Below are 12,410 nucleotides of genomic sequence, written 5' to 3'. Positions count from 1 at the left end.
GGCTGCAATTAACATATATTCACCGACGCTAATGCCCTGCTCTCTTTTGGGTATGTGGTTATCAATGGTTTCGACAATTTTCAGTTGTTCCGCCACTGTTAGTAGAGCAGCAACTGCTCCAAATTCAAAGACCTTAGCGTGTTTCGGTGGAGTTAACTGTTCAGGGTTACTCATAGCCCTCGCAATGTCCTCTACTTTTCCCAGGTATTTTTGCCAGACAATGCGGGGCTTGCCGTTAACCCGTTGACTTTCCACAATATAATAATAAAACTGATTCTTCTTTTTCTTTTTAATGATTGAGGCCACTTGGGCATACCTCCCGGGTGAAATATGGTAGGGTAATACATACTTCGCCCAAGAAGAGTAAAAATCCTGCCAATAAATGAAAAAAGTCAATATTTTAGGGTATTTTCATGGGTCATTTGGACTGTTAAAGATTGAAATATAATTATAGAGTAGGGTAATACATTTTCTGCTTCATAAGTACCATAAATGTTATTCCGTACCAGCTAATTCGGCCCTGGAAATAAACAGTTTTTGTTAAAAAATGTGACCCATGCGATCATTAAAACTGGAAATAACTTTCGATAATTCGTAAACTGCTGCTAGAACCTTCTCTATCTCACTCCAACGATTGCTCGCATATTTTGCACGTAAAGAGGCGATGAATTGGCCGGTTTCCACTCCCCACTGCATACCGGATTGTTTCATCCGCTGTTGGATGACTTTTTTATTCCCACTCTCTATCGCACCGCTTCCTGCTTTGAATCCCCGTTGTTCCAGTTCTTTGTAATTCATGCGGTTGCGATTATTGCTAAGGTACGTATACAGATTTGGGACGCCTGTAGGTAATTTTGATTCATTGATCGAAGGGATTGCCTCCAACGCATCATCTACCTTTCCAGCCTCAATGCTCGCAATGATCGTTTCGGCCCACGCTTTCATCTTCGCATCATTGTAAGGATAGATATAGCGGGCATAGGTATGAACATTTTCGCTCATATGATAATAGGAAATGGTGGAAAAGCGTATGTTGAGCGGTATGAAATAAGTCCTGAGGAAGCAATAAAGTTAATAAGGGAAACCGGTGGTATAGCTGTACTGGCTCATCCCGGTTTTTTTTAAAAGAACGTCAAAATGGATGATTTTGATATCAGGTACCTGGCCGGCAGAGGATTGCAGGGTGTTGAAGTCTGGCATACCAAGCACGGAAGAAGATGTACAGCGGGACAAGGCTGTTGCTGAAAGTCTTAACCTGGCTATCACTGGAGGGTCTGATTGCCACGGTGGAAATACCGGTGAAATTCTAATGGGAAAAATTAAGCTGCCATATACGTATGTTGAGAAATTGAAGGGACTACTATACAAGTAGTCTTTTTTGCTGGAAGTAATCGAAGTGCAGCTTGGCGAGTACTTGGAGGAAGACGATATTGTCAGGTTCGACGATGATTTCGGCAGAGCTTTCGAAGAGGCAACTTTGCGTGACCTGGCGACTGCATTTGACGAGGTTGCGGTGGCGAAGGAGAAGGAGTAAAAGTATACCTATGCCCGGAGTAAGTGGTGGTGGACTGCGGGAACGGTACCGCGGGCTTCTTTGCGGAACAATTAATGCGGGTCTTTGGGGTGGACTTCACCCAGCTGTACTGTGATCCCGACCCCGCCTTTCCCCATCACCAGCCCGACCCGGTTAAAACCGCCAACCTGGTCGACCTGCGCCGGGTGGTGCTGGAGCAGGGGGCCGACCTGGGTGTGGCCTATAACGGCGATGCCGACCGCATCGAAATGGAATTGTAGAATAAAATCAAGAATTCACAACTTAACAGACGGGGCTTTTAATTAAGCCTCAACACTTTTACCTTTATTAATTATTTCGTCATGTAAAAACTGGCCAGGACTAACTTTTTTATATTCTTCGGTAGAATAGGGTCTGGGCGAAATATCTAGATCTATGGATTCACTAATTTTTTTTAGCATGACAGCTTCTTCCAAGTAATCTTGGCCAAAATCAGGTGAAATTATCGCAATATCAATATCACTATCTTTGTTTTCTTGGCCACAGGCATAAGAACCAAAAAGTATGGCCTTTTCGACCCGAATTTTTTTTGCTTTTAGGGCATTGATATATTCTTTTATTATTATCTCAACTTGTTTTTTAGCCATTCAATGACCCCCTTTGTTGCTGCCAATAATTCTTCCGTATATTCATATGTGCATTTTAATTCAAGCTCTTTTCTTATCTGGGTATCTTGTCTCAATGTAGTATATTGAAAGGCGGCGTAAAAGATCTTGAGTTTTATCATCCAATGCATTAAGTATATTAGCAGCACCAGCCAGAGATATTAAGTCGTGTTTTTTTGGAGGAGTGTCCCCGGTCTTTTCAAAATAAAGAGCTTTTATGGCTTTTTCCACAGCTTGTTGGCACATAAACAAAGCTCATAGATAATTTTTGCCATTAAAACAATGCTCTGCAGCATCTATATCATCAGCTGCTATTTCTAGCCATACAGAAGATTGTGCTTTCAAGAGTGACCACGCATCCCTTTAATAATAACTAAATCTTCTTCAATATTTTACCACCATTTTATTTATAATAGCAAGTGCTACGCTCGGAAAATCCGGAAGGGCTTGGCGCCCTTCCAGATTTTCCTAAAAGGGGTCTGTCCCCCGGTGCGTTAAAAAATTAACGAACTAAAGCAAAGTCCGGACCCTCCCCCGGCTACCACATCGGCGGAGGGCTTTTCTTATCCCAGCCGGCTGCATACACCCAAGAATTATTCGCCGCCAATACCTTGGACGAAGCCCGTGCCATCATCAACGACGGCGTTGGTGAACCATCATGATCGGCGGTGTGCAAGTTAAAAACCTCGTTCGCCACTGTGATGACCGGGGTTTTTTCATGTGTATGTGGTTTATGCATAAGGTGGACTCCTCAATTATGGGATTTGGAGGTTCTTTTGCCGGGCTTGTTCCGGCCGGGCAAGGGTTTGCGGGCCGGGGCGAATACAAATTCTGTTTTAACGGCCTGGTAGCCGGTCTGCTCTGTCTGCTTTGCCTTGTCTCTCTGCTGGCCCACCAGGTCACCGGCCCGGATAAAGAACAGGGCGGCCAGAGCCGCCAAACCGGCCAGGGCGGCACCGCTCCAGTACATGTAGGCGTTGCCGATGTCCATCAGGTACCCGAACAGCGGGGGGCCGGCGGCCACGCCCAAAAAGCGGACGCTGCCGTACACTGAAGTGACCAGGCCTCTTTCTTCGGAATCCACCGTACCGGTGATAATGGTATTTAAACAGGGCAGCAGAAGGCCCGTGCCGATACCGGCGACAGAAATGCCGGCAAAAAAGAAATAAACATTCTGGTACAGGTTCAGCGACACCAGCGATACGGCTACCAGTCCGAGGCCGGTTACCACCAGCCATTTCATTAACTTGACCTTCTTTTTAATGAGCATACCCGTGATAAATGAGGTAATGCTCATAAACAGGACGGGTACGGCCAGGGCCGCACCCTTTAAGATGCCATAAATGCCCACGCTTTTTTCAAGGTAGTCGCTCAGGAAAAACAGAATGCCGAACAGTATCAACAGTGCGGTCATGCCGGCCAGGAAAACGGTCAGCAGCATGGCCGATTTTCTGGCGAACACTTTTTTTATGGCCTGCATGTACCGGGATATGCTCTGGGTGGCCCGGTTGCCGTCCGGTTCTTTGACCAGCAACCAGATGCCCAGGACAATGGGTACGATAACGGCCGGAAAAAACAAAAAAGTGGCGTACCAGGCGATCAGGCCCAGGGCCGCGCCCAGCACCGGGCTGAGCACCTTGCCCAGCCCGTTGGCGGCCTCCACCACCCCCAGTGACTTGCTGCGTTTGGGCCCTGCAAACAGGTCGCCGGTGAGGGCCATGGCGATGGGGGTGGTGCCTGCCGCTCCGATGCCCTGGATAATGCGCCCGCCAATAATCCAGGTATATGCTTTTTCCTGCAGGAAAACAGAGGCCAGTCCGGCTATTATGCCACCCAGGCCGTATAAAATCAGGCCCGGAATAATTACCTTTTTGCGACCGATGCGGTCGGACAAAAAGCCGGCCAGGGGAATGAGCAGGCCGGGTATGGAAAACGCCGTAATAATCATGCTGACCTTTAACTGGCTGAGGTCGAGGGCTGCTTTTAATTGCGGCAGCACCGGGATAAGCATTGAATTCCCCAGCACCATGATAAACGGCACGCCGGCTATGGCGGCCAGCGCGGCAGTTCCGGCTTTCGCCCCCATGAGAATTTCACGTCCTTTCTGTGAACATGGATATTTTGCCTCTTGTCCCAAAGCGGTATGCATTTTATGTCCCCTCCCCGCATAAGAAAAAATAGTTAATTGCGGGGAGGGAATAAATTGTTTTTTTCCTTTGATAAAATAGTCATGTCCATGGCGGCAGTACGGTTTTTATCCTCCGTCGTTGAACTTACGGCGGCTGTATTAATGCTTTATTTCAACAGGGTGGAAACGGCCTTTAAAATAAACGCCGTGCTGGCCCTGGTGGGCCCCGCCGTGCTGATCACCGTTACCACCCTGGGGCTGGTGGGGTTGGCCGGCAAGGTATCACCCCTGGGCATGGCCTCCATCTTGCTGGGGGTGACGCTGATATTTCTGGGGATCAACAAGCTTTGAAAGTGAATAAACATTCGGGTAAATTGTATAAATATAAAAAATTTTACCATATTTAAATAACGGGTTGACTGGAAACCTGGTATCTGGTAGTATGAATTAAATCTTACAACAACCTTTAAAGCGGTCCCGTGAGGCCGGTAAGGGTACATGGATATGCCAGCAAGGGCTCAAAGTATGTCTATCTATGCCTGCTTACCGGAAAGCAGGTTTTTTTAATGCCATTTTCAGCCGGGGGGATATCAATTTGCCAAATTTAAAGGAAAAAGCCCGGATAATTGATAAAGACGGGATCAGGCGCGCCCTGACCCGCATAGCTCATGAAATCATTGAGCGCAACAAAGGCACGGAAGACCTGGTGCTGATCGGCATCAGGCGGCGCGGGGTGCCGCTGGCCCGAAGGCTGGCCGAAAAAATCAGGGCCATTGAGGGCAGCCGGGTGCCGGTGGGTATACTTGACATCACCTTGTACCGGGATGATTTGTCCACCCTGAGCCACCAGCCCGTGGTCAGGCAAACGGAAGTTAATTTTCCTATCAAAGGTAAAAAAGTGATTCTGGTTGATGATGTCCTTTTTACCGGTCGCACCATTCGGGCTGCCCTGGATGCCGTTATCGACTTGGGCCGGCCCCGCAATATTCAACTGGCGGCCCTGATTGACCGGGGGCACCGGGAACTGCCCATCAGGGCGGACTATGTGGGCAAAAACGTACCCACTTCCCGCCGTGAGTCGGTGGCGGTGCACCTGGAGGAAACAGACGGAGTGGATGAAGTGGTAATCATGGAAAAAACATAATCTGTTTAGCGTGTCCTTTTAAGCGGTCCCGTGAGGCTGGCAAGGGAAGGCTGAAAGCGAACCGGGGTAGGTTGATAATGCTTGAAGTTATGCCCCGGCCCGGTTGTCCCTGATAAAAACTCGCAAAAATAAATACTTAACAGGTGTTACAAAGAGTTTTTTTAACGGGAAACCGGAAAAATGCCCTGCCGGCCTCCGCCGGGTTTATGGTATAAACCCGGGGAGGTCTTATTTTTTGGGAGGGGGTATTCTTATCTTGTTTAAACACAAAGATTTATTGGGTTTGAAAGACATTACCGCCGCGGAGATCAATTTCTTGCTGGATACGGCGGTACCCATGAAAGAGATTATTTCCAGGCCGATAAAAAAAGTGCCCACCCTGCGGGGGCGCACGGTGGTTAATCTTTTTTACGAGAACAGTACCCGCACCCGTGGTTCCTTTGAACTGGCGGCCAAGCACCTGAGCGCAGACAGCATAAACATTTCCAGTTCCTCCAGCAGCGTGGCCAAAGGCGAGAGCCTGTACGACACCGCCCGCACCATCCAATCGCTGGGTGCCGACGTGGTCATTCTGCGCCACCCCATGGCCGGCGCGGCGCAGCTGCTGGCAGGGACGGTGGAGGCGGCGGTGATCAATGCGGGGGACGGGGCGCACGAACACCCGACACAAGCTCTGTTGGACTTGTTTACGGTACGGGAGCGCCGGGGGGAAATAGCGGGCCTGCGGGTGCTGATTGTGGGTGACATACTGCACAGCCGGGTGGCCCGGTCCGATATCTGGGGTTTTACCAAGATGGGGGCCGAGGTACGGGTATGCGGCCCGCCGACGTTGGTGCCGCCCGGCCTGGAGGAAACCGGCGCACGGGTATATTACAACCTGGAAGAGGCCCTGGTGGACGTGGATGTAGTCATTATGCTGCGCATCCAAAAGGAAAGGCAGCAGCAGGGACTGTTTCCGGGGCTGCGCGAATACGCCCGGCTGTACGGCTTGAACAGGGAACGCCTGGCCCTGGCGCGCAAAGACGCGCTGGTGATGCACCCCGGGCCCGTGAACCGCGGCGTGGAAATAGCGTCGGATATTGCCGACGGGCCGGCGGCGGTGATCGAGGAGCAGGTGACCAACGGGGTGGCGGTGCGCATGGCCCTGCTGTACCTGTTAACCGGGGGAGGTGACCGGCATGAAAATGATTATTAGAGGCGGGCGGGTGCTCGATCCTGCTTCCGGCAGGGACGAAACGGCTGATGTATATATACGGGACGGGCTGGTCAGCGGTCCGTTCAAGGCGGACAAAACGACGCGGGTGATTGATGCATCCGGTAAAATAGTGGCGCCCGGGTTGGTGGACATGCACGTGCACCTGCGGGAGCCGGGGTACGAGGCCAAGGAAACCATTGCCACCGGCGCGGCGGCGGCCGTCCGGGGCGGTTTCACCGGGGTGGCCTGCATGCCCAACACCGATCCGGTGGCCGACAACCGCTTTATTATAGAATTTATCAAAAAAAGAGCGGCTGAAGCAGATATGGTCAATGTATACCCCGTGGGGGCCGTCACCAAAGGCAGCCGGGGCGGGGAAATGGCCGAATTGGCGGACATGCGGGACGCCGGGGCGGTGGCTTTTTCCGACGACGGCTGGCCCGTGATGGACGCCGGGGTAATGCGCCGGGCCCTGCAATACTGTAAAATGCTGGGCGCGGTGATTATATCGCACTGCGAGGATAAAAACCTGGCGGCAGGCGGGGTGATGCACGAGGGGTATTATTCCACCATCCTCGGTCTGAAGGGTATACCCGCCTCCGCCGAGGAAGTGATGGTGGCCCGGGATATAATCCTGGCGGCGGAAACGGGCTGTCCGGTGCACATCGCCCACGTCAGCACCGCCGGCTCCGTGGCGCTGGTGCGGGAGGCCAAAAAGAAAGGCCTGCCGGTGACGGCGGAGGCCGCGCCGCACCACTTCACTTTAACCGACCGGGCGGTGGCCGAGTATAACACCGCCGCCAAGGTGAATCCGCCGCTGCGCGGCGAAGCCGACGTGCAGGCGGTGCGGGAGGGGCTGGCGGACGGCACTGTCGAAGTCATCGCCACCGACCACGCGCCGCACACCGTGGAAGAAAAAAACGTGGAATTCGACCTTGCGCCCTTTGGCCTGGTGGGGCTGGAAACGGCGGTGGGTCTGGTCTGGACCGAACTGGTGCACACCGGCATTCTCACCCCGCTGCAGGCGGTGGCCAAACTTTCCCTGCACCCGGCCCGCCTGCTGGGCATCGACCGGGGCACCCTGGCCGAAGGCGGCGCGGCGGACATCACTGTCATCGACCCGGAACTGGAAGAAACGGTGGACCCGCAGCATTTCGCCGGCAAGGGGCGTAACACCCCCTTTGCCGGGCGCAAGTTGAAGGGCCTGCCGGTGATGACGATAGTGGCGGGGAAAGTAAAGTACGAAAGGTAAATTTTAATAGACATACATGCAATAAACTGCGGAGGTGTATCATATTGAAAGCTGTTTTAGCACTTGAAGACGGCACCCTGTTTACGGGCCGGTCTTTCGGCGCCACGGGGGAACAATGGGGGGAGGTCGTTTTTAACACCGGCATGACCGGGTACCAGGAAATACTGACCGACCCCTCCTACTGCGGGCAAATCGTTGTCATGACCTACCCCCTGATTGGTAACTACGGTATTAACCGGGAAGACTTCGAGGCCGAAAAATCTTTCGTGCGCGGTTTCGTGGTCCGCCAGGCCTGCGACCATCCCAGCAACTGGCGCGCCGGTTACCGTATCAGCGATTACCTGGCCCGGGAGGGCATACCGGGCATCAGCGGAGTGGATACCAGGGCGCTTACCAGGCACCTGCGCAGTTACGGTACCATGCGGGGCGTAATCGCCGCCGGGGAAGTGGATACTGACGAACTGGTGGAAAAGGCTAGGACCAGCCCGCACTTAAGCGGTCAGCAGTTGGTAGCCGAGGTGGCCGTTACGGAACCTTACACCATCGAAGGCAGCGGCCCGCGGGTGGTGCTGATTGATCTGGGGGCCAAGCAAAATATTGTCCGGCGGCTCCTGGACAGGGGCTGCACGGTGATTGTCGTTCCGCCCGCCAGCACTCCGGAGCAGATCGGAGCGCTGGCACCCGACGGCGTGCTGCTTTCCAACGGCCCCGGCGACCCGGTGGATGTCCCCGGCACCGTTGAGACAACACGGGCGCTGGTCGGCAGGTACCCGCTGTTCGGCATCTGCCTGGGCCACCAGGTACTGTCCCTGGCCCTGGGCGCCAAAACCTATAAGATGAAGTTCGGGCATCGCGGCGCCAACCACCCGGTGAAGGATTTGCATTCCGGGCGGGTTTACATTACCTCGCAAAACCACGGATTTGCAGTGGACGCGGGTTCCCTGGCGGGACTGGACGTGGCGGTTTCCCACATCAACCTGAACGACAACACGGTGGAGGGCATTCGGCACAAGCAATTGCCTTTGTTCGCGGTGCAGTACCACCCCGAGGCGTCGCCGGGGCCGCATGATTCCGACTATATATTTGACCAATTTATGGACATGATGCGCGGGGAGGGACAGTAAATTGCCGATTAAAAAAGGTTTGCAAAAAGTTTTAGTGGTTGGCTCCGGCCCTATCATCATCGGCCAGGCCGCCGAATTTGATTACGCGGGTACCCAGGCCTGCCGGGCGCTGCGGGAGGAAGGGCTGGAAGTGGTGCTGATCAACAGCAACCCGGCCACCATCATGACCGACGCCAACATGGCGGACCGCATATATATCGAGCCCATCACCCCGGAATTTGTCACCCGGGTCATTGCCAAGGAAAAACCGGACGGTTTTCTGCCCTCCCTGGGCGGGCAGGTCGGCCTGAACATGGCCCTGCAGTTGTCCGAGATGGGCGTGTTGGAGCAATACGGCGTACAGCTTCTGGGCACTCCCCTGGACGCCATCAAACGGGCCGAGGACCGCGAGCAATTCAAGGACACCATGGAACGGATCAATGAGCCCGTGCCCGAAAGCACCATCGTATCATCGGTGGACGAAGCCGTGGAATTTGCCAAGCAAATCGGCTTTCCCCTGGTGGTGCGCCCCGCCTATACCCTGGGCGGTACCGGCGGCGGCATGGTTTACAATATGAACGAGCTTATCGACACCTGCACCCGGGGCCTTAAGGCCAGCATTATTCACCAGGCGCTCATTGAGCGCAGCGTGGTGGGGTGGAAGGAAATCGAATTTGAAGTCATGCGGGACGGGGCGGACAACTGCATCACCATCTGTAGCATGGAAAACCTTGACCCCATGGGCATTCACACCGGGGACAGCATCGTGGTGGCCCCGACCCAGACCCTAAGCGACCGGGAGTACCAGATGCTGCGCAGCGCGGCGCTGAAGATCATCCGCGCCCTGGGCGTGGAGGGCGGCTGCAACATCCAGTACGCCCTGGATCCCAATAGTTATCAATATTATGTCATCGAGGTCAACCCGCGGGTGTCCCGCTCTTCGGCCCTGGCTTCCAAGGCCACCGGTTACCCCATTGCCAAGGTAGCCAGCAAGATCGCCATCGGCCTGAACCTGGACGAAATTAAAAACGCGGTAACCGGGAAGACCTATGCCTGTTTTGAACCGTCCATAGATTATACCGTAATCAAGTTCCCCCGCTGGCCCTTTGACAAGTTTGCCGCGGCTGACCGCACCCTGGGCACCCAGATGAAGGCCACCGGCGAGGTGATGGCCATCGACCGCACCCTGGAGGGCGCGCTTTTAAAAGCTGTCCGTTCCCTGGAGATCGGGGTGCCGGGCTTGATTTATCCGGGCCTGGAACGGCTTACGGACGAGGAAATCGAGCAAAAGCTGGCCCGTGCCAACGACGAGCGGCTGTTTGTGCTGGCCGAGGCGCTGCGCCGGGGCATGCTGTTTGAACGCATTCACAACCTGACAAAAATGGATTACTTCTTTATCCATAAAATATATAACGTGGTGCAGCTCGAGGACAGGTTGCGCCGGGAGGGCGGCGCGGCCCTGACCGCCGGGCTGCTGCGGGAGGCCAAGCAAATGGGCATGGCCGACGCCTACCTGGCCCAGGCCGCCGGCGTGACGGTGCAAGAAGTCCGAACGCTGCGGAAAGCGCACGGTGTTGAGCCGGTTTACAAGATGGTGGATACCTGCGCCGCTGAATTCGAGGCAGTAACTCCCTATTATTATTCATGTTACGACAGCGAAGACGAGGCCGAGCCCACCGGCAACCGCAAGGTGGTGGTGCTGGGCGGCGGGCCCATCCGCATCGGCCAGGGCATCGAGTTTGACTACTGCTCGGTGCATTCGACATGGGCGCTGAAGGAGTTGGGCATTGAGGCCATAATCATCAACAACAACCCGGAAACCGTCAGCACCGACTTTGATACCGCCGACCGGCTGTACTTTGAACCATTGCTGCCGGAAGACGTGCTTAACATCCTGGAAAAGGAAAAGCCGGAGGGAGTGATAGTGCAATTCGGCGGGCAGACTCCCATCAACCTGGCCGGGCATTTGGACCGGGCCGGCATCAAAATCCTGGGCACCTCCATGGATGATATCGACCGGGCCGAGGACCGCAAGCGGTTCGACGCCATGCTGAACGACCTGGATATTCCCCGGCCGCCGGGGGGTACGGCCACTTCGGTGGCGGAGGCCGAGGCCATATCCCGGAACATCGGGTTCCCGGTGCTGGTGCGCCCTTCCTACGTGCTGGGCGGGCGGGCCATGGAAATTGTTTATAATATCGAAGATTTGAGAAACTATATGGAAAACGCCGTTAAGGTGACGCCGGAGCATCCCGTGCTGGTGGATAAGTACTTCCTGGGCGAGGAAATCGAGGTGGACGCCATCGCCGACGGCGAAACAGTGCTCATTCCCGGCATCATGAAGCACGTGGAAAGGGCCGGCGTACATTCCGGGGACAGCATCGCCGTATACCCGGCCAACCACCTGGACCGCACGGTGCGGGAGCAGATCGTGGACTACACCACCAGGCTGGCCCTGGAACTGAATGTGCGGGGCATGATCAATATTCAGTACGTGCTGTACAACGGTCAGATTTACGTACTGGAGGTCAACCCGCGGGCCAGCCGCACGGTGCCGTACATGAGCAAGATCACCGGCATTCCCATGATCAACCTGGCCACCAAGATCATCATGGGTCAAAAACTTTCGGATATGGGATACCGGGGCGGCTTATACCCGGAAACCAAATTAGTGGGGGTCAAGGCGCCGGTGTTCAGCTTTGCCAAGCTGCTGCAGGTGGATATATCGCTGGGGCCGGAAATGAAATCCACCGGCGAGGTGCTGGGGGTGGACGCCAGCTACCCAGTGGCTTTGTACAAGGCGCTTCTGGCCTCCGGGGTGGTATTCCCGCGCCAGGGCAACATCCTGGTGACGGTGGCGGACAAGGACAAGGAAGAAGCGTTACCCATTGTCAAAGGCTTTGCCGGCCTGGGATACAACATCTTCGCCACGGCGGGCACGGCCCGTTACCTGGAAGAACACGGTGTGGCGGTAACCCGGGTCAACAAGGTGCGCGAAGGGTCGCCGCATATAGACGATTTGTTGCGCAAGGGGGATATACACCTGGTAATCAATACGCTCACCAGGGGGAAAGCACCTGAGCGGGATGGTTTTGTCATCCGGCGGGCCACCGTGGAACTGGCCGTGCCCTGCCTGACCTCCCTGGACACCGCCCGGGCCATCCTGGAAGTGCTGGGCGATTTCAAGGAAGGCTCCGACGTAACGCTGATTCCGCTGCAGGACTACCTGAATTAGTGGCCGGTTACGACGGGTCAGACCCGTCGTAACTGTATTGTGGTGGGGGGCGGCATAGGCGCCGCGCCGCTGTAATTCTTGTGGTCAGTATACGGCCTGGCGGCGGCTGGCTGTCGACGACTAAACTAAAAGCCCCGGACGGCTTTTAAGAATCCGTCCGGGGTTTATGTTAACC

Annotated in this window: 12 protein-coding genes and 2 pseudogenes; 8 read left to right on the top strand and 6 right to left on the bottom strand. The window is 54.7% G+C overall.

Annotation, left to right across the window (positions count from 1 at the left end):
- Positions 1 to 306: pseudogene (locus BM299_RS09015) on the bottom strand (IS1634 family transposase); the annotation flags it as partial.
- 234 nt (positions 307 to 540) lie between these two features.
- Positions 541 to 1,002 carry a hypothetical protein gene (locus BM299_RS09010; RefSeq protein ID WP_131820629.1) on the bottom strand — a complete coding sequence of 154 codons (462 nt, stop codon included), beginning with the start codon at positions 1,000 to 1,002 and terminating at the stop codon, positions 541 to 543.
- A 376-nt stretch (positions 1,003 to 1,378) separates the two neighbouring features.
- Here BM299_RS09010 and BM299_RS19960 point away from each other — a divergent pair.
- Together BM299_RS19960 and BM299_RS08995 are read left to right on the top strand one after the other, a co-directional pair.
- A pseudogene (locus BM299_RS19960) lies at positions 1,379 to 1,534 on the top strand (hypothetical protein); the annotation flags it as partial.
- 29 nt (positions 1,535 to 1,563) lie between these two features.
- Positions 1,564 to 1,794 carry a hypothetical protein gene (locus tag BM299_RS08995; protein ID WP_245779704.1) on the top strand — a complete coding sequence of 77 codons (231 nt, stop codon included), beginning with the start codon at positions 1,564 to 1,566 and terminating at the stop codon, positions 1,792 to 1,794.
- 42 nt (positions 1,795 to 1,836) lie between these two features.
- Here BM299_RS08995 and BM299_RS08990 read toward each other — a convergent pair whose 3' ends face one another.
- From BM299_RS08990 to BM299_RS08975, 4 genes are all read right to left on the bottom strand, one after another.
- Entirely contained in the window at positions 1,837 to 2,160 is a 324-nt protein-coding gene (locus tag BM299_RS08990; RefSeq protein WP_092483180.1) for a nucleotidyltransferase domain-containing protein, read from the bottom strand.
- A gap of 60 nt (positions 2,161 to 2,220) precedes the next feature.
- A complete protein-coding gene (locus tag BM299_RS19955) occupies positions 2,221 to 2,424 on the bottom strand; it encodes a HEPN domain-containing protein (RefSeq protein ID WP_245779703.1) in 204 nt (67 codons plus the stop codon).
- A gap of 292 nt (positions 2,425 to 2,716) precedes the next feature.
- Positions 2,717 to 2,917 (bottom strand): hypothetical protein, encoded by a 201-nt coding sequence (locus tag BM299_RS08980; protein ID WP_092483178.1) that lies wholly within the window; start codon positions 2,915 to 2,917, stop codon positions 2,717 to 2,719.
- A gap of 12 nt (positions 2,918 to 2,929) precedes the next feature.
- Entirely contained in the window at positions 2,930 to 4,264 is a 1,335-nt protein-coding gene (locus tag BM299_RS08975) for an MFS transporter (protein ID WP_092483215.1), read from the bottom strand.
- 117 nt (positions 4,265 to 4,381) lie between these two features.
- Between BM299_RS08975 and BM299_RS08970 the strand changes: the two genes are divergently transcribed.
- The 6 genes from BM299_RS08970 to carB all read left to right on the top strand — a co-directional run bounded on the left by BM299_RS08970 (position 4,382) and on the right by carB (position 12,235).
- Entirely contained in the window at positions 4,382 to 4,657 is a 276-nt protein-coding gene (locus BM299_RS08970) for a YqhV family protein (RefSeq protein ID WP_092483176.1), read from the top strand.
- A 244-nt stretch (positions 4,658 to 4,901) separates the two neighbouring features.
- A complete protein-coding gene (gene pyrR / locus BM299_RS08965) occupies positions 4,902 to 5,450 on the top strand; it encodes a bifunctional pyr operon transcriptional regulator/uracil phosphoribosyltransferase PyrR (protein ID WP_425429482.1) in 549 nt (182 codons plus the stop codon).
- Positions 5,451 to 5,703: 253 nt separating this feature from the next.
- Positions 5,704 to 6,645, top strand: coding sequence for an aspartate carbamoyltransferase catalytic subunit (locus tag BM299_RS08960; RefSeq protein ID WP_092483213.1), 942 nt, complete (start codon positions 5,704 to 5,706; stop codon positions 6,643 to 6,645).
- Positions 6,629 to 7,897: a dihydroorotase gene (locus BM299_RS08955; RefSeq protein ID WP_092483172.1), complete on the top strand. Its 1,269-nt coding sequence runs from the start codon at positions 6,629 to 6,631 to the stop codon at positions 7,895 to 7,897. The genes BM299_RS08960 and BM299_RS08955 overlap by 17 nt, the downstream gene beginning before the upstream one ends.
- 44 nt (positions 7,898 to 7,941) lie before the next feature.
- Positions 7,942 to 9,021 (top strand): glutamine-hydrolyzing carbamoyl-phosphate synthase small subunit, encoded by a 1,080-nt coding sequence (gene carA, locus BM299_RS08950; RefSeq protein ID WP_092483171.1) that lies wholly within the window; start codon positions 7,942 to 7,944, stop codon positions 9,019 to 9,021.
- 1 nt (position 9,022) lies between these two features.
- Complete coding sequence (gene carB / locus BM299_RS08945) at positions 9,023 to 12,235, top strand: carbamoyl-phosphate synthase large subunit (protein ID WP_092483169.1); 3,213 nt, start codon at positions 9,023 to 9,025, stop codon at positions 12,233 to 12,235.
- Positions 12,236 to 12,410 lie beyond the last annotated feature (175 nt).

This window comes from Desulfoscipio geothermicus DSM 3669 (genome assembly GCF_900115975.1).
Taxonomy (GTDB): domain Bacteria; phylum Bacillota; class Desulfotomaculia; order Desulfotomaculales; family Desulfallaceae; genus Desulfoscipio; species Desulfoscipio geothermicus.
This window is presented reverse-complemented; position numbering and strand designations above follow the sequence as displayed.

What these genes read in the sequence shown, in the direction of transcription:
- BM299_RS08955 (WP_092483172.1), top strand. Translation starts at nt 6,629, where the DNA reads ATGAAAATGATTATTAGAGGCGGGCGGGTGCTCGATCCTGCTTCCGGC.
- BM299_RS09010 (WP_131820629.1), bottom strand. Translation starts at nt 1,002, where the DNA reads ATGAGCGAAAATGTTCATACCTATGCCCGCTATATCTATCCTTACAAT.
- BM299_RS08990 (WP_092483180.1), bottom strand. Translation starts at nt 2,160, where the DNA reads ATGGCTAAAAAACAAGTTGAGATAATAATAAAAGAATATATCAATGCC.
- BM299_RS19955 (WP_245779703.1), bottom strand. Translation starts at nt 2,424, where the DNA reads ATGTGCCAACAAGCTGTGGAAAAAGCCATAAAAGCTCTTTATTTTGAA.
- BM299_RS08980 (WP_092483178.1), bottom strand. Translation starts at nt 2,917, where the DNA reads ATGCATAAACCACATACACATGAAAAAACCCCGGTCATCACAGTGGCG.
- BM299_RS08975 (WP_092483215.1), bottom strand. Translation starts at nt 4,264, where the DNA reads ATGGGGGCGAAAGCCGGAACTGCCGCGCTGGCCGCCATAGCCGGCGTG.